At 60.7% G+C, this 18932-nt stretch carries 11 protein-coding genes; 3 read left to right on the forward strand and 8 right to left on the reverse strand.

Translation table 11 applies throughout. The annotated features are described in order from the left end of the window. Positions 1–98 precede the first annotated feature (98 nt). On the forward strand, positions 99–1067 hold the full coding sequence (locus V7R84_RS08235) for a hypothetical protein (protein WP_338567877.1): 969 nt from the start codon (positions 99–101) through the stop codon (positions 1065–1067). 18 nt (positions 1068–1085) lie between these two features. On the opposite strand, the gene V7R84_RS08240 is transcribed toward V7R84_RS08235, so the two are convergent. The 4 genes from V7R84_RS08240 to V7R84_RS08255 all read right to left on the reverse strand — a co-directional run bounded on the left by V7R84_RS08240 (position 1086) and on the right by V7R84_RS08255 (position 5179). Beyond that, on the reverse strand, positions 1086–1592 hold the full coding sequence (locus V7R84_RS08240) for an Imm61 family immunity protein (protein WP_338567878.1): 507 nt from the start codon (positions 1590–1592) through the stop codon (positions 1086–1088). Then, positions 1592–2971: an Imm61 family immunity protein gene (locus V7R84_RS08245; RefSeq protein ID WP_338567879.1), complete on the reverse strand. Its 1380-nt coding sequence runs from the start codon at positions 2969–2971 to the stop codon at positions 1592–1594. Before V7R84_RS08245 ends, V7R84_RS08240 begins: the two co-directional genes overlap by 1 nt. Then, positions 2964–3488: a glycohydrolase toxin TNT-related protein gene (locus V7R84_RS08250; protein WP_338567881.1), complete on the reverse strand. Its 525-nt coding sequence runs from the start codon at positions 3486–3488 to the stop codon at positions 2964–2966. Before V7R84_RS08250 ends, V7R84_RS08245 begins: the two co-directional genes overlap by 8 nt. Before the next feature lie 194 nt (positions 3489–3682). Then, the gene (locus V7R84_RS08255; RefSeq protein ID WP_338567883.1) at positions 3683–5179 is read right to left on the reverse strand and encodes a CoA-acylating methylmalonate-semialdehyde dehydrogenase; all 1497 of its coding nucleotides are present in this window, start codon (positions 5177–5179) and stop codon (positions 3683–3685) included. A 342-nt stretch (positions 5180–5521) separates the two neighbouring features. Between V7R84_RS08255 and V7R84_RS08260 the strand changes: the two genes are divergently transcribed. Further along, a complete protein-coding gene (locus V7R84_RS08260; RefSeq protein ID WP_338567885.1) occupies positions 5522–5977 on the forward strand; it encodes a hypothetical protein in 456 nt (151 codons plus the stop codon). 115 nt (positions 5978–6092) lie between these two features. Next, positions 6093–7967: a tetratricopeptide repeat protein gene (locus V7R84_RS08265; protein WP_338567887.1), complete on the forward strand. Its 1875-nt coding sequence runs from the start codon at positions 6093–6095 to the stop codon at positions 7965–7967. Positions 7968–8049: 82 nt separating this feature from the next. Here the strand turns inward: V7R84_RS08265 and V7R84_RS08270 are convergent, their stop codons facing one another. From V7R84_RS08270 to lanKC, 4 genes are all read right to left on the reverse strand, one after another. Continuing rightward, complete coding sequence (locus V7R84_RS08270) at positions 8050–9429, reverse strand: DUF222 domain-containing protein (RefSeq protein ID WP_338567889.1); 1380 nt, start codon at positions 9427–9429, stop codon at positions 8050–8052. Positions 9430–9682: 253 nt separating this feature from the next. Beyond that, positions 9683–11593 carry an alpha/beta hydrolase family protein gene (locus V7R84_RS08275; protein ID WP_338567891.1) on the reverse strand — a complete coding sequence of 637 codons (1911 nt, stop codon included), beginning with the start codon at positions 11591–11593 and terminating at the stop codon, positions 9683–9685. Positions 11594–11847: 254 nt separating this feature from the next. Then, positions 11848–13548, reverse strand: a complete 1701-nt coding sequence (locus V7R84_RS08280) for an ABC transporter ATP-binding protein (protein WP_338567893.1) — start codon at positions 13546–13548, stop codon at positions 11848–11850. Between the two features lie 2018 nt (positions 13549–15566). Beyond that, a complete protein-coding gene (gene lanKC, locus V7R84_RS08285) occupies positions 15567–18203 on the reverse strand; it encodes a class III lanthionine synthetase LanKC (RefSeq protein ID WP_338567894.1) in 2637 nt (878 codons plus the stop codon). Positions 18204–18932 lie beyond the last annotated feature (729 nt).

Here is an 18932-nt window from a genome sequence, read left to right on the forward strand (position 1 = left end):
TTGAACGACTCATCACCACCCTCACAGACACAGACATAGGGGTTTACAAAAAAGAAGATTTTCTGTCCTTCAGCCGGGAACAAAACGTTCGCGGCGTCTTGTTCTGGGACACCGACGGCCTGTACCACATCGGATACCAGACGAGACAAGACGACACCCCCACCGCCACTCTAAGCACCCCACACCAAGACGTGGCCCTACGCTGGCTAATTTGCCGCATCACCAACAGATACCGCGAGAAACAGAAATGGCCCTACCTCCTTCCCCTGCGAAACATCCCCGGATTCGCGAACGGCTGGACAGCCGAACAAACCTCCGAACAAACCGTGCTCTACAGCATCAAAGCCACCGGACGCCTCATCCGACCCAACGGCACCCCGGTCGCGATGGACATGACCACCACCTTCCCCCACGCACCAGAACTCGCGGCCCTCTCCCACCTCATGCACCTAACCCCCGACCAAGTCCTGGACGCCTACCTCACCCCCAACGGCGAACCCCTAAACCACCTCCTCGAACACGGAAACCCCGTCGCCACCATGGGGCAGGATTTCCAACACCTGACCCAAGCCCGGGGTGGCCACACCACACCCTGCGAGGACGGTTTCATCTTCCCAAACACATACTCTGACTGGGTTCCACATTTCTGGATCGAGGACGGCTGCTGGCGCTTCGGCCACACCGAACGCGGCGAGAAAAGACCAGCAGAAATACTGAGCACCGACCGCGACATAGTACTGCGCTGGATAGCCCTCGAACTACTAAATATCGTACGCTTCAACAAAGGATGGCCAAGCATCCTCACCTACAAAACCAACCCAACCCTCCTACCCGGATGGCAGGTCCAAAAACTATACGGCCACTACCAACACAGTAACCACGGACGCCTCATCAGCCCAGACAACATCCACCTACCAATGGTCATGAGCACCGTCTTCCCCCGTCACGAAAACCTCAACACACTCTCACACCTCATGCCCCTCACCCTCACACAAGAAATCAACAGTCTCCTGACAAAAGACGGCGGACACCTGCACGGCCACCTCGATCGAAAAGAAAGTTCCTGAAACGTTGTGAGCCCGGCATCACCATGCCAGGAATGATCCGAGTCGCGGACTTCCGTCGGGCGCACGATAGGAAGCCAGTACTTCGTCGTAGGGCAGGCGAATCAGATGTGAGAACTCGACGAGACTCCGGCACCGAGGGAAAGTTGTTCTCAGCGACATGGGGATCTGTTCGCCCTCCAAACTCAGGCTTCCCGTCAGTGGGGTCTGTTGAACAAGTCCCCACCCGACCCCCAGGGTTTCGATCGCTGCGGGCAGAATGATCTGAGGCAGCTCCCGCGCTTCTCGGGCGTCGAGTGCGATCCGACTGACCGCCCACTTGTAGACGATCTGATCATGCGTGCTCCACATGGTCGGAATGCGCTCGTCGCCTCGCTCGCTATACCCGTAGAGCCATTCATCATCCGCGCGCCACAGGTGGTGTGAATAGAATCCGCCATTCCATGTCATGGAATACCCACCGGGGGTTTCTGCCACCTGAGCTCCAGATTCCGACGCGTAGGCAACCAATTCGTCCATGATGGACATCAGGCATCTCCTTCCAGAATGCGCAGGTCAATGCATTCCTCGGCTGTCAAGAGAATTTCACCGATGCGGAAGAACACCTGACGGGCACCGCCCGGTTGACCGAACCAGGGGGGAATGATGCTGGTCACCACGTTCACCTCGGGAGGCAGATCCAGCAGCCGGTACCGGTAGTAGGGCTCCTTCACCACGCTAGGCGGAAGGGAACGTTGTTCGAAGGCGTAAGGTTCCGGACCGGGCACCGCACAGAAGTAGCTGCCACGCGGGTCGCCCACTTGGTCGAGACGGTCGCCGTACTGCGCGACGTATTCCAGAGCGACCGGGTTGCGACGCCGGATTCCTGGGTCGACGACCTCGCACAGCAATCCACCGTCCTCGGACAGGAAGGAATCGACCACCTGATCCAGTTTCAGATTCATCAGGTGCGACAACACGTCCAGAGCGTGAGGTCGGTTCCCGCGCAGGATCATTTCGGTTCCGGACCCCGTGATCCCTGTCAGGATCCTGCGATTTCCCAGCTGTTGCTGACTCCAGCCGGGCGCCGTCTCCGCCTCCCAGTATCCGGTCATGATCCGCGGCCATCCCCTGCTAGATCGCACATCGTTCAGCCATCCGAAGGCCATCCAGCGCAACACCATGCCCAATTCAGGACTGGCGATTTCTGCACTACGTTGCTCGCCACGTTCGGTGTGGCCAAAGCACCAACATCCGTCCTCGATCCAGAGGTGGGAGACCCATCCGGTCTCCGCGGCGTGAAAACCGTCTTCGTCAGGAACCATCCGGAGTTCACGGGCGGCTGCCATGCGTTGAAAAGCCTCTCCTGTGTCCACCAGCGAATCACTCGTCTCCACCATGCGCTCCAGGACACCGCCGTTCGAGTCGAGGTAGGCGTCCAGGACCTGGTCGGGACTCAGGTCCATCAGGTGGGACAGGACCGCCACCTCGAGGGCGGTCGGAAGAGTGGTGAGCATTCGCACATCAACTGGTCCTTTTCCCAGACGAACCGGTCGTGCCCACACCCGAATGTCTGCGGTCTCAGAGGTTGAGGCCTCCGGAACCGGCTCAACACCCCACCCCCATGCGATTTCCGGTGCTGCCCGCAACGAAAGCAGCCACGGCCATCCCTGTGCACGGCGGTACTGGTTGGCGACGCGACAGATCAGCCACCGCAGTGCCGCGTCACGATCCGCAGCGGTCAGAACGGCGACGCGCTCCTGGTCCACTCGATCCAGATGACCGACGTGCCACGTTCCTTCGTCCTCCCAGAACATGACGGTACGGGCGTTTCGTTCGCCCCCTATGAGCAGACCATCCTCACGGTCATGTACCGGCACACCCACATCGTTCAGGGCACACTTCAGCCGCTCCACGCAATCAGGCACGTTCCCGCACTTCCTCCAGGAGACCTGTTTCCAGCAGTTCTTCGACGCTGAGAAGACCTTTTCCGGCGTCGCGGAACAGCACCTGACGTCCCCCGCCACGGCCTCCGACGGCGGGAACCACCCGCCCGGTCTCGATGCGCCACGCTGGCGGCAGTTCCTGACCGGTCACTCGATACCGATGGTAGGGCAGCTTGGCTGCGGCCGGTTCGAGGGAACGTTCTGCGAAAACGACGGGGTGCGGAGTGTCGACCCCGAAGAGGTATGCCCCGTGCGGTCCTCCGACGCGGTCCATTCTGGGCCCGTATTTCTCCAGGTATTCCCCGGTCCCCCAGAACGTCTCAACGCTTGCGGGATCCATGCCGTCTTGCACCGCGCCATCGCCCTCGTAGGCCCAGATGCTGTCACCGTTGGCGTCGCAGCAGTCTGCGACCCATTGGTTGTAGGAGCGAGGCTGGCCTTCCGCTCCGGCGCCGAAGTGCCACCGTGGATCGTCGATCAAACGAGAGCTGTCCTTCATGGTTCTCCAGGGTGTGTCTTTCCGGAACGAGGTGACCGCACAACAGTAGCGCCGCCGCGTGGAGTGGCATCCGCGGATCACGCCACTCCACGGGCCCCGCAATCAGGGCAAGGCCGACTGGATGCGCACACGTCGAGGGCCCCGGCGACTTGTCCGGTCGCCGGGGCCCTGCGCTGCTGTTCAGGCCGGAGTGGTCACTCCTCGCGCTGGAAGCTCATCGTCGCGGCGTACGCACCGGACTCCGAGGGCCACCGGGTGGTGATGGCCTTGGCGCGGGTGTAGAAGTGCACGCCCTCGGGGCCGTGGATGTGGGTGTCGCCCAGCAGCGATTCCTTCCATCCACCGAACGAGTAGTACGCCACCGGGGTGGGGATGGGCACGTTGACGCCCACCATGCCGGCCTCGACGTCCAGCTGGAAACGTCGGGCGTAGCCGCCGTCGTTGGTGAAGATCGCCGCGCCGTTGCCGAACTCGCTGGCGTTGACGATCTCGATGGCCTCCGCGTAGTTCTTGGCGTCGACGATGCACAGCACCGGGCCGAAGATCTCTTCCTTGTAGGCGGGGGCGTCGAGCGGGACGTGGGTGAGGACGGTGGGGCCGAGCCAGAAGCCGCCCTCGTAGCCCTCGACCTTCAGGCCGCGACCGTCGAGCGCCACCTTCGCTCCACGCTTCTCGGCGTCGTCGATGAGCCCGACGATGCGGTCGCGGGCCTTGGCGGTGATGACCGGACCCATCTGGACGCCCTCATCGAGACCGAAACCGACCTTGATCTTCGCGCCATTGGCGGCAACCAGTTCGGCGAGCTTGTCGGCAACACCACCGACCGCCACCACGACGGGCAGCGCCATGCAGCGTTCACCTGCCGCACCGAAGGCGGCGGCGGCGATGTGCTGGGCGGCGAATTCGAGGTCCGCGTCGGGCAGGACGATGGCGTGGTTGTTCGCGCCACCGAGAGCGTGGACGCGCTTGCCGTGGGCGACGCCCGTGTCCTGAATGACGTGCGCCACCGGGGTGGAGCCGACGAAGGAGATGGCGTCGATCCCGGGGTGGGTGAGGATGTTGGAGACCAGCTCGCGGTCACCGGCGAGGACGTTGAACACGCCGTCGGGCAGGCCGGCCTCCTTGTAGAGGCGGGCGATGATCAGCGATGCGGTGGGCGTCGGGGAGGCGGGCTTCAGGATGAAGGCGTTGCCGGTGGCCACGGCGATGGGGTGCATCCACATCGGCACCATGACGGGGAAGTTGAAGGGGCAGATGCCCGCGACCACGCCGACGGGCTGGCGGATGGTGTGGATGTCGACGCCGGTGGAGATGTCGTAGGAGTATTCGCCCTTCAGCGCGACGTTGATACCGCAGGCGAAGTCGAGGGTTTCGCGTCCGCGCTGGATCTCGCCGATGGCGTCGGAGTAGTCCTTGCCGTGTTCCTCGACGATCGCCTTGGCCAGCTCGTCCTGGTGGGCGAGCACCAGCTCGCGCATCTTGAACATGATGGCGGTGCGCTTGGCGAGGGAAACCTTGGCCCATTTCTTCTGGGCCGCCTTGGCGCTGGCGACGGCGTGGTCGAGGTCGGCTGGGCTGGCCGACATCAGCTCACCGATGACCTTGCCGGTGGCGGGGTTCTCGACGGGAATCATGTGGGAAGGCTGACCCTCGTAGGGGGCGCCGTCGATCCAGTGGGTGATTGTGGTCATGTACCTCTCCCTGGTTTCTGGGGCATTCAGGCTGGTCCGGCGGATTGCGTCGTCCCCACCGGCAGCAGTGCCGACTGCACCGCGTTCGGGTCCGTCCAGTCCGCTGGCCCGACGACCGGAGCCGCCGGGAGCTTTGTATACACAATAACCCTCCGACGCGGGATGCGCCACCTTGTATGCAGTCGGGATCGCCCGGGAAAGTCGGGTCCCGGCGAACCACCACCGCGGGTCGTGGAACTTTGTGCTGACAACCGGCGGGACGTTTCATGAGAACTTCCTCACGAAGATCTGCGCCATTCCTCATCCTCATGGGGTTCACTTGAATCATTCGGAAGGAGAAGCATGATGAAGTCGGAGCGAGACCGCCTCACCCTCACCCTGGTGGGCATAGGCGCTGCGGGACTGCTGACGGCTGGGCTGTTGTTCCAGCTCGCGCACCCGACGGAGCCCGAGAGCACCTCACCGGCAATTGTCGTCTCCCCCGCGACGGCCAGCCTCTCGCCGGAGCCTTCCCCCAGCGAGCCCCCGGCGCCGACGGAGAATTCCTCGCCCGAACCGACGGTCCCCGCCGCGACGGAGACCACCGCGGCCACGCCGCCTCCAGAAACGACTGGCGCCGCACCTCGGACCACGACCCGGGCCACGAGCGCCCCGTCCACCACGAGTCGCGCGAGGACCACCACGGTGGCCCCCGCACCCCCGAAGAAGGTCGGCGACGACGATGATGACGACGACAGGAAGACCACGACGAGGACGACCAAGAAGGACAGCGACGACGACGACCGCGACGACGACTGATCGCTGAGCCCGGTTCACCGGCCCCTGCCCCAGAGACCCACGTGGTCGCAGACAGGCTCCACGTCTCACCGGCCCCACCATTCTGTTGTCAGGGCAGCGCCGGGGGGAGCCAAGGATGTCGAAACGGTCCACGCGATCATTCGACCCCGGCACGTCGGTGTGGTGGTTGCTCTTGCCGCTCGTCGGGGCCATCGTGGGCGCCGCAATCCCCCTCCTTAGCCCCCTCGGCGGGGTGTGGAATGTGCTCGGTCCACTTCTGGGAGCCTTTGTGGGCGTTGTCGCGGATTTCACGCCGCAGGTTAGGGACTGGATCTCGACACGGGCGCGCAACAAATGGATCGCCGAGGTGTCTGGTGATTCCGGCCCGATCGGCAAGGCACATCTGGATTCGCTGCGCATTCACAGGTCTGACAGGGAGGTCGATGACTACGTCCGCCGCGATGTGCACGACAAGCTTCACGATTTTCTGAAAGACCGCGCCCCCGTCCTGGTGGAGGGCCCGTCGATGGCTGGCAAGACCCGCCTCGTGGTCCAGGTGCTCCGCGAGGAATGGCCCGACGCCCGTGTCCTGTTTCCCAAGAGCGAAGACGACGTGGAGAAGCTGCTGAAAAATTGGCGAAGGCCCATTCGCGGCGCCATCATTTTCCTCGACGAACTGGAACGCTTCCTGGGCAAAGAGGAGTTCACGCTCGGGGTCCTGAACACGTGGATCGATGATTCCTGCACCGTGGTGGCCACCACGACCCGCATGAACTACACCAGATGGCGTGCAGAGCTGGACAGCAAGTTCCCCGGCTGGGAGATCGTCAACAGATTCCACCCGCTTCCCCTCGAAGCCAAGCTGTCCGACGATGAACTGATTGCGGTGGGGAGCACGAGCTACGCCGGGGATCTGGCATCCATTGAGCAGCTCGGGCTCGGTCGCGTGCTCGGCAGGGCCGAGGACATACGCCGACGGTTCACGTCGGCACTCGACAGCCACCAGGGCCGGGCCGGCCTGGTGAAGGCCGCGGTGGACTGGAGCCGTGTCGGCCTGGGGTCCGCGAGCAAAGAGGCCCTCCTCACGCTGGCGAAAACCTACGACGACGATCTCTGGGAGGATCCCGACTGGGAGACAGAATGGTCCTGGGTGATCGGCAAAACCACCGATGCGCCACTCGTGCTGCGCACCGGAAAGGACGCCTGGGAAGCCCTGGACCTCATAGTGGAGGAGGCGGACTGGCCCCTAACCGAGACCACGCTGACGACCATGGCCACCTGCCCACACACAGCACGCCAAGCCGTGACGCTGGTTTTTGAAATGCACTCCAGAAACCTGCTGACAGGGGATACGGTGACGGAGAACCTCGTGCAAGAAGCAGCAGACCTGGTACAAGAAATCTCTTCCGCAAATCCCTCCGACGCCAATCTTCTCGGCATCTACGCGTCCTTCCTCAGCGCCATTCACCAGAAATATGACCGCGCCGAGGAAATCTACGAGCAAGCCATCAAAGCCGACCCCAACAACGTCAATATCCTAGGCATCTACGCCATCTTCCTCACCACCACTCGCCAGAAATATGACCGCGCCGAAGAAATCTACGAACAAGCCATCAAAGCCGACCCCAACAATGCCATTATCCTCCGGAATTATTCTCAGTTTCTGTTCTTAACGGGCCGGGATGAGAAAGGGATGGAGTTTGCCGAGCGCACGCCGAGACTTGCCAGGCAGGGTCAGGAAGCGCTGTGTGCGGAGTGTCACTTCTATTTGTTCATGCACTCCCCGCGGCACCGAATCACGTCGGGGAGGGCACTCAAGGCCCTGCTGGCCGATGGGGTCACAACCGGCGACTGGTCGTTTGAGGGAAACCTGGAACGCCTCAGACAGGAGGAAGACCCCCGGTATGAGCTCGCCCGGGCGGTCGCCGAGGCGCTGCGAACCGGCGATACGAGCGCGCTGAATGACTTCGAGGAATGGCGCGACCTCGATCTTCCGGACCGGGAGGAATAGCTCGGGCGGTTTCGGCACGGGCTTTCACCCAGGGGATCACGCCCGGCTCAACCGGCTTCATGCGGGCAGCCCGGAATGCCGGTCAGGTGGCGAGGATCCATGCCGCGGTGGCCCAGGCCTCGGTTTCCAGCGACCGCTCCGCCTCTGCTGGGGGCGGTTCCTCCCAGCCGGGCGGGGGTTCGGGTTCCCGGGGCCGGGGCGGCGGGGATGCGATGCGGATGGTTCCCTGCGCGGCGACCAGGTACTGGTATCCGGCCGGGGAGATCCAGTGGAAGATGCCCGGTTCGGGTTGGGTCAGGTGCCAGCCGCCGTGGGTTTTCACCCGGTGCGTGAATCTCGACAACGGCCCGAGGTTTCCCCACCTGGTCTGGCCCGGACCGCCGTCGTCGGCGTAGGGGATGGTGTGGTCCAGGTCGCAGCTCCGTGACGGCGTCGCCCCGTAGGGGAACACGTCGTGCGGCATGAGGGTTTCGACCGCCGTGCGCAGCGACACAGAAGGATGGTGTGGGGTCTCGGGGCTGATGGCCCAGGGATCCACGACGGGCCGGACCGTCACCCGCGAACCGGCCAGGAACTCGGGGATCCGAGCGGTCAGGAGAGCACCCCAGCGCTCCACCACGGCGGCACCCGATGCGACAGGACTCGAACCTGCGATCCCACCGGCCCCATCCGTCGGCTCCACGAGCCCGAGGGCGGGGTCGGTGGCGTTCACGTGCACCACCACGGTGGCCGCGGGCAGCGCGTCCTGACCGCTCACCCGCCGGGCCAGAACACCGACCGCGGCGGCGCGCCGCTGCCTCATGTCGCCCTCCTCGGCGGGCAAGGTCCGGGCGACGGCGGTGAGGGCGTGATCGAACGCGACGCCGTCGGCGGCGTCCACGATGCCCCAGATCGTGCAGTGCCCGTCGGTGATCCCGGAGACCTCCACGTCCCGGCGGTGGCGTTCCGCCTCGGCCCGCTCCGCGGCGACCGCGGGATCGGCCTCCACGATCCACCGATCAATGTGCTTGAGGATCCGCTGCCACGACCAGACCTTCATCGCCCAGGCGAGCTGCCGATCCAGCCACTCCACCGCCTTCACGCCCAGCACGGCGGCCCGGTTGGTGACGTCAACCACCTGCCACCACCGCAGCTCCCCGCCCAGGAAGGCCTCCCACAGCCGCGGGAACCTGAAGCGCACATCCAGCACGTCGGCGATCCTCTGCAGCGCCGAACCGGTGGAGATCCCGAGGATCCCGGCAATCTCGGCGGCGAGGAACTCCCCCACCCCGGGGGTGCCCGCGTGACCGGGAAAGATCACGCGCTCCATCCCCTCGAACACCGCTTCCTGATCAACCTCGTAGAGTTCGGCGGCCTTCGCCACGGCCACCACCGCGGCGACCTCGGCGGCCCGGGCATGGCGATTCGCCTCATCAAGCGCGGCAAAAGCCTCTGTCACACACCCGGGAACCATCTCGAACATACATACGATTATACCCAACCTCGCTCCCACGCAGAAGCTATGTTCGATAACCGTTCGATAACTTCTTCGCAAGGCTGGGCTGCGGTCGCCGTGGTTTCGACACGACCCGCTCGATACGCCACCAGGCCTTGTTCACGGGCGGCGTGCCTGTCAGCAAAATCCCTGGTCAAGAAACACTTGAAGATAGCTGTGAGTAAACCTGAACCATATTCCAGGTATCTCACTGCTGCCCACAAAACCATGTCAGTCCATTTTATTGTTGTTCGAGTGTGTTGGTGACCCAGTTGATCAGATGTTTCGTGTCCACGCGGGTGCCGGTGTTGTGGGTGCCGTTGGGGTCGTACCAGAGGGTGGTGTGTCCGCCGAGTGTTCGGGTGTGGAGTGTCCAGGTGAGTCCTTGGCGGGGGTTGACGCGGGTGTCTTTGGCGGAGATGGCTATCAGGGTTGGTGGTGGGGTGGTGGTGAGTTTGCGTAGGGGGGAGAGTTTCTCGAGGGTGTGTCGGTGGTGGGGGTTGTGTTGGGGGTCGCCCCATTCGTCGTGGTCGGCTTGTTCGGTGAGTGAGGGGTGGTGGAGGAGTGATTCGAGGGGGTCTATGTAGCCGTTGACGATCACGGCGGCGTCGATGTGTGTTGTGTGGTCGGCGAGGAGGGATGCGGTGAGGAATCCTCCGGCTGATGCGCCGATGACGCATATTGTGGTGGCGGTTGCTGCTCCTCGTCCGGAGCGTAGCCATTGAATTGCTGTGACGGTGTCGGTGAGGGAGCGGTCGCGTCTGTCTTGGGAGCCGGCGTGGTGGCGTTGGGGGTCTCCTCCTCCTCGGACGTGGGGGGTTGCTACGGCGTAGCCGCGGTTTAGCCAGTGACCGAGTTCCGGGTCGGCGTCGAGGTCGATGTCGAGTCCGTAGGCTCCGTAGACCATGACGATGACTGGTCCGTGGAAGGTGGCCGAGTCTCCGTGCCATCGGATGTCGAGGTCGAACTGGTATCCGTCGGGGGATGTGATGCGTTCTCGTGTGGCCTGGATGACTGGTCGGGGTTGCCGGTTCGTGGGGTTGAGTACTTGTCCGGTGCCGTCGAGGTACCAGGTGGTGGGGGGTGTTCCCACGATCATTTCGGCGATGACGAACCCGGTAGAGGTTGCGCCGGGGCTTGGGGTCAGCTGGAACATTCCTGGGGTAGTGAGCAGCCTGCGGGGCTCAGCGGTGGTTGCGGGTGTCAACGCTATCCACAGCAGGTCCTCGGTGTGACAGGTGCCCTGTGTCTGGCTGATACGCGCGAGTACGGCTTCATGGGCACCGATGAGGTGGTGGAGTTTTCCCTGCCCGGCCGCCACCCGCCACCGATTCTGTACCTGGCCGTCGCTGATGTGGCTGGCCTCGATACGCCACTGGTGAGCGTCATTGACCGCGTGGATGAGCACATACCCGTCCTCCAGGGGGGCGACATCGAACAGGTCGGGATCATGCACCGACTCTGGCATGGCAATGGGCTGCAGCTGCGGGGCGGTGAGGTCGAAGATCTGCCAGATTCTGTTACTGCGAACACCGTGACCGACTTTGACGAAACGCCGCACGGAACACGCTTTGATGCTGACCCCACCGGCGGGTCCCTCGGCAAGTACCCGCGGAGGATCATCCAGACGGGTCGTGGTGACCGGTAGCAGGCGGGCCCTGGCCCTGCCCGGCTCGTTGGGATGCGGTTCCACGAACACCACAACCGGTTTGTCTGCCTGACACAGCGCCACGTCAGGGTACAGTCCCACCAGTACGAGTTCGGGTTCTGGATCACCCCACCGGTGAACCGCCACCGCGTAGCGTTCCCGCTCAGGGTCGCCCAGAAGACGACACCACCACCCCAATTCCATCGACAGGTCACGCCTGCCCGTCACCCAGCCCGGCAGCTCCTCGATGTCGTTTTCCCCGGTAACCACAGGGGCACCAACCGGATGCTGCTCCACCGGATCCGAGATGAACTGCCCTACCAGGTCCCCACCATCCCCCGCGGCCAGACGTAACCAGCCCCCAGCCAACGGCACCACCTCACCACCAGCATCCCGCTGCTCACCCAAGTCGCGCCCACCCTCACCGTTCTGGTTCTCGAGTGTGGTGATGTCTTGGCCGTGTTCTTCCAACAACTGCATGAGTGTGGCGTCATCAACCTCCATCCACTGACTCCACGAAGAGGAAGAACCACCCACAACCCGGCCTACAGGAATATCCATCACTTCCCTCTCATACGTCACAACTCATCAACACATTCACCAGCAAACCCCATCGACCAGAACACATTCAAGAATACCCATGAACAAAGAAGCTTATTCACAGGCAACACCTCGACCAGCGAAACCACTAGTCAGACAACACTTGAGGACGGCTATGAATTAAGCCTCAAAACCCCTTCTGCCTGTTTGATGTTTCATCAGGCTGCGACGAGAGACCGGAACAGTGCGGAGCGTCGGTGTACCTCGGCGGGCGGCCCGAACTCAACCAACCGCCCCTTATCCAACACCAACACCAGGTCGGCGATGTTCATGCCGAAATGGCCGTGTCCGGCAGCGAAAGTGGTGATCCCACCCATCGTGGTTCGAATGAGGTTCATAATCTGTTCCCGGTTCACAACATCAAGACCCGAGGTAATCTCATCCAACAACAACATCCGAGGCTGACCAACAAGGGTCCTAGCTATCGCCAACCGCTGCCGCTCACCACCAGAAAACGCATACGCTGACTCCCCCACCGGGGTGTCCAACCCGCCCTCACGAGCACTGATCGTCTCACCCAAACCAACCTGATGAATGATCTCCCAACACCGATCATCATCAATATCACGCCCCAACAACAAATTGTCACGCACCGTCCCACTAAACAACGGACACGCCTGCTCGATGTAACCGACCTGACGCCGGTACTCATCATCATCATGCTCACCAAGCGGCACCCGATCCACCATGATCGCCCCCTCGGTGGGAACAATGAACTTCTCCAACAACGACAACACCGTCGACTTACCCGAACCCGACGAACCAGTCATCGCCACCCACGAACCAGCCGGAACACTGAACGTCACCCCCGCCAACGCATACTCACGATTCCCACCACCCGCCTGCGGGTACCGCACCGACACATCACGGAAACCAACCTCACCCACCAAACCAGCCCTCACAGGCACACCACCAACCTCGGCAACAACTGGCTGCTTAACCTGGACCCGAGAGGCAGGCTGATCCGTCACCGCACGCAAATCAATAATCCGCTGCAAAGCCCCCAAACACTCCGCCATGTCCATCACAGTTCCCGCGCTCCCAGTGATCGGAGTGATGATCAACATCATATACATGAAAAACGACACCAACTGCTCAACAGACAAAACCCCCGCCTGCACCCGCACCACCGCAATACACACAACCACCAACAACGTCGCCTGCACACAAATCGTGACCACCGGAGTCATGAAAGCATGCGCCCGATCCCCCCGATTCGACGCCTCGAGAAGCTCACCACTCGACTTATCCAAACGCCGCACAGCAAACCTATCAGCCACGAAAGCCCTCAACGTCAACACCGAATCCAACGCCCTGGTCACCTCCGCAACATACGCCCCCTGAGCCTCCTGACGATGAAACGAAAACGATGTCAACCTATTCGAAATGACAATAATGAAAACCAAACACACCACCGTCAACCCAACCGCAGAAATGGTGAGCACCGGATCCAACACAGCCATCTGGAACAACGCCCCCACCACCATCACAACCCCACCCAAAGCCTGCACAGGCCCCTGACTGAAAACCTTACTCAAATGCTCCGAATCAATACTGCACCGAGCAACCAAATCAGCCGTAGGATGCTGCACAAGCTTATCCGCAGGAACCCGCAAAGCAATCGCAGCAGACTCATCCCGGAAAGCACGCACCGTACGATTACCAGCCTTCGCACCCACAACATTCACAACAGCCGTAATCCCGGAAGCAAAAACAGCCAACCCAGCCAAAAACACCCCATACGGAAGCGCAGCCAAAAAACCCCCACTCTGCAACACCCCCACAATCGACCCCGCCAACAAAGGCTGCGCCAACGACACAAGAGACGACAAAACCGTACCAACAAAAATCAGAACCAACGCCCGCGGCTCCAACCGCAAAACCCTCACCAAACGACGAAGACCACCCCTCGGCGGATCAGCAAGAAAATTGGCGACCGGCTCACCGCCCCGAGAGCGACCGCGCGGCTCTCTGTCGGGAGCTGGATCCCAAGATTCTTCGGTCAATGGCATCCGAGACTCTGGCAGAGTCCGAGGAATTTCAGGCATAGCGCGTCGGGGAACCATGCCACGGCCGAACGAGTCTGCACGTAACGAGTCCAGCCGTTTCGCCAAGCCCGAAGCCACAGCAACTCCCCTGTCTCTACCCATTACTCCACCCTCAAGCCGGTTGGAAAATATCTAAAATATTTTTCACAATAAATACAGATGGATAACGACACACAACTCTCACCACAGCCCACCCATTCAACGGACATCTCCCTCAATTAATCAGCAAAGAAATAATTTTAAAAGCCGGGGAAACTCTTCAACTTTCACCAGATAGTCGTCTCCTTTGGACATCCTCGACGACATCGGTCTGAAGGTTCAAAACGTTGGCCATGGTTTTCACCTCCTCCCACACATTGCACTGACCAGACAATTGGGATATGCTCTCCAGCGCCGCCTAGTTCAAGAACCGACTCGAGCGGCACTCATCGAACCAGAGACGGACGGTTGGCGAACGGCGACACCCATCGCCAACCACCCGCCACATACGGGAAACCAGAGTCGAAACCCCGATCAAGGTCACCACTTCACCCATCCAGGCAAACCAGCTTCCTCGCTCCCCTGCTGCGTGGTACATGCTGAACTATCATCCCCAGCAAACCCACCGGCTGACCCAACTGGACCGCCTCTTGGTTTCCTGGGTCACCTCGACGACATCGGTCTGAAGATTCAAAACGTTAGCCATGATTTGTCACCTCCTCCCACACACTGCACTGACCAGACAATTGGGATATGCTCTCCAGCGCCGCCTAGTTCAAGAACCGACTCGAGCGGCACTCAACGAACCAGAGGACAGGTGGTTGGCGAACGGCGACACCCATCGCCAACCACCCGCCACATACGGGAAACCAGAGTCGAAACCCCGATCAAGGTCACCACTTCACCCATCCAGGCAAACCAGCTTCCTCGCTCCCCTGCTGCGTGGTACATGCTGAACTATCATCCCCAGCAAACCCACCGGCTGACCCAACTGGACCGCCTCTTGGTTTCCTGGGTCACCTCGACGACATCGGTCTGAAGATTCAAAACGTTAGCCATGATTTGTCACCTCCTCCCACACACTGCACTGACCAGACAATTGGGATATGCTCTCCAGCGCCGCCTAGTTCAAGAACCGACTCGAGCGGCACTCAACGAACCAGAGGACAGGTGGTTGGCGAACGGCGACACCCATCGCCAACCACCCGCCACATACGGGAAACCAGAGTCGAAACCCCGATCAAGGTCACCACTTCACCCATCCAGGCAAACCAGCTTCCTCGCTCCCCTGCTGCGTGGTACATGCTGAACTATCATCCCCAGCAAACCCACCGGCTGACCCAACTGGACCGCCTCTTGGTTTCCTGGGTCACCTCGACGACATCGGTCTGAAGATTCAAAACGTTAGCCATGATTTGTCACCTCCTCCCACACACTGCACTGACCAGACAATTGGGATATGCTCTCCAGCGCCGCCTAGTTCAAGAACCGACTCGAGCGGCACTCAACGAACCAGAGGACAGGTGGTTGGCGAACGGCGACACCCATCGCCAACCACCCGCCACATACGGGAAACCAGAGTCGAAACCCCGATCAAGGTCACCACTTCACCCATCCAGGCAAACCAGCTTCCTCGCTCCCCTGCTGCGTGGTACATGCTGAACTATCATCCCCAGCAAACCCACCGGCTGACCCAACTGGACCGCCTCTTGGTTTCCTGGGTCACCTCGACGACATCGGTCTGAAGATTCAAAACGTTAGCCATGATTTGTCACCTCCTCTCACTGGTTTTCAGTATTGGATTTGGGTAGCTCACCCACCGTCCCTCGTTGTTGAGGGGGGTTGGGGAGCTAGTGACTCGGTACGACCCCGATGAGGTCGCGTGTTTCCGAGCCAAGCTGTGAAATCGCCGGCTGCTGTAACAGCCCGGCCGTGCGGGCACTGATCGGCAAACCCACATAGGGTTGCCGGGATTGGTAGGCGTGCAGCGCCAGCGCGACCCCAGCAGCACCGGTACCCAGATCAGAACTGAGACGAATCAACCCCTCACCGACCACCAAGGCATGCTCGTCGTGGGTCAGGAGACTGTCGAGCAACAAACCCGCCTGCCGATCAGCCTCTACCCGGCATTGTTCTCCGGCGGCTGTCAGCGTGACCAGGATGCCAGCGCGACCGTGATCCAAACCCGGATAGATGTAAAACTCCGAGGAGCAGGCTTTGATGATCCCGTCACGTTCCTGCGATGTCAGTACCGGTTCACCCGTGACGCGTTCAAGCGCTGAAGCGATCAGCAACACACCAGCAGACCCCCACTCGGTGTAGGGAAGCACCCGATTCTTGGATGGGTCATCGATCATCACCTCACCAGTAGCCATGGTCACACACGCATCCAGATCCGCACGCAACCGAACCCTCGCCCTGACAAGAGGCTCCTCAGCGCCGGTGACGGCATGGGCAACCAGGTCCGTCAACGCAACCCCAGTCAATCCCCAGAACAAACCCCGACGACGACACAACACAGCCCACGCTGATCCATCCGGAGTGAGGCAGGCATCCAACCTGCGATACGCCGCAACCGCACGATCCATCAACCCCGAATCCCCGCTGGTTTTCGCCACCTCCAAAGCAGCCAAGATCACTCCCGCCTGACCCGCAGCCAGATCCAACCTACGACGCCCCAAAGCCGACTCAAGCGCCTTCCCGGCAGCAGCCACAGCATCCTGGTGGGCGTCCACCTCGCTGAGCGTCAACGCCACCCCGGCCACACCATTCAACAACCCCGGAGCCTCCCGCCCCGGCCACTCCCGAGCGGTCTTACGCAACGCCTCCACATCACCATCAGCAGGAACAACACCCACACGCTGCTGAGCCAGCACCACACCAGCACGCCCGGTCGTGATCACCTCATGAACACCCGCCGCCAGCTGGCTGATATCACCAGGAAACGCCCCATCCGGACCAAACTGCCGCGACCATTCAATCCCACTCAACAACCCAGCAATCCCAGAATCCACACTCAACCGCTGTGATGGCACACCCACAGTGACATCACTAGCCGTCACCGGACGAACACCAGCCGCATAGCGGCCCTCCACCAACGCCAACTGCTCAGCCGCCCGTTCGCCATACACCTCGCGAACCCTGTGGCGACACCGCTCCCAAAACGCCGGCGACACCGCCTCAATCTCAAAATCAGGACAATACAGCATCATGATGCAGCGAGCCACCGCAAACCAGTCAGCCTGCCTAGCATCCGCCGACTTGTCAGCACAATACTGAAACACCCTGACACCAGGCTCACGCGGCGAGTCCACCCTGCTGGCATCCTCCAAATCAAGCATCGTCACCGCCCCATCATCAGACACCAACACATTCCCAGGATGAAGATCACCAAACGCCCACCCACGCTGATGAATCCTTTCAACAACACCAATCAGCTGATCCACAATAGCCACCACCTGACGGGCATACTCCACCGGATCACTCTCCTGCAAACGGTCATTGTGTGACATCCACGACGTCAACGTCGCACCAGGGATGTAGTCCACCTCCAAATAGCGATGCTCCCACGCGGTGAACACCCCCCGAAGCTGCTGCACACCCTTCACACCAACAAGATCCCGCAGCACCTCCTCCTCAACTAACTGACGCTGCAACGCACACCGATTCCTACCATCCAACCCGGCATGCGGCCTAGCCTCCCGAAGAATCCTGACCTCACCATCAGGCAACTCCGCACGATACACCCCACCCGCATTACTGAAACTCAACGGCTTGATACTCACAAAATCATCCAACCGAGACTCACACGACTGCCGTGATGCCTCATACGCCGCCCGAAGAAACTCCGGAACCTCCACCCCATCAGGAATCACAACACGCGGATCACGATGATCCGGAATCAACCGCATATCACGAGGATCAACAATCGACTCAACCAGCTCATCATCCACATCAGGAGCCTGCATCCCCAGGAACGCCCCATACCGAACGAACACAGGAGCATCCGGAACATACCGAAGATCAGACAGAATATAAGGCCCCTCCTGACCCCTCAACACACCAGCCAAAACACCCAGCAACTCACCCAACTGGCCATCATCATCCGGATAAATCGTAATGAACTTACCCGCCGCACCACGAGCCTGATTCTTCGACGACGACTCCATCAACTCCGCCAACGTTGGCAAGAACTTAAACGAAACCCCAGCCTCCACACACACCCTCGTAGTCCGCGCCAACGTCTCCACAGCACACTCAGGAGTCGCCGACACATGAACCTTCCACCCCTGCAACCGAGGCTCCCAATCCCGAGGCGACCACCCCTCCCAACCGCCCCCACACTGCACCAACCACCCAGCCGGCAACTCCACCGACTGCAACCGCCGATCCAACGAACCACCCTGCACCTCAGCAAACGGCCTCGGCCGACCATAAAAAGGCGAACCCTTCACCGCACCCTGAAAATACTCAACACGCACAGCCATTTACTTCTTCCCCTTGTCTTCCAAACAGGTTTAATGATTTGCCGAGCATCGATCACTAATTTTCCTCGCATCCAAACGAAAAGAACGTTTGATCTTTCATACAACTAGCATGGCATCATCCCCGTTTTCTGCCCCTCGAAGAAAACCACATGTCGTAAAATTATATGCCCCCTCTTGAGAGCACAAAGATCGCTCTCCTGAGCCATTCAGAAACCTCGCGAGAGATTTCTATTTTGCTACACCCCCATTTCTGATGATTGACATCTCACTTGACTCCAACCCTAGCATGGGTCGAAATCGTAGCAACAGCTCCTAAAGGACAGGATTGCTAGCCAAAAGTTACTCCATCGAGCAAACCTCACGGAGCACCAACCGCAACGCACCCGGACGCCTTTCTATTCAGTTTCACATCTTCACATCAACACACTCTACAAGCCCATGTCAACCCCCACGAGGCCATCAAACCAAATTCACCCCGAGGTCACCCATGATTCACGGAAGATCCCCACCCAATTCACCCCATCCGCCGCACCTTATTCACGACCCTTAACAAACAATTGCCAACCCGAAGAATCTCCCCGACTAGGGGTTTCACTGACAACTAGACATCTTTTCGTTGAGGATTCATCAAATTGATTTGAGCAATCAATTTTTCAGTCAACTTGGCGATCGATTCTTCATCACACAGCGTGGGCATGATGCCGGAACATCACCCTCTGTCCTCAAGGC

The sequence above is a fragment of the Arachnia propionica genome, from assembly GCF_037055325.1.
Lineage (GTDB): Bacteria > Actinomycetota > Actinomycetes > Propionibacteriales > Propionibacteriaceae > Arachnia.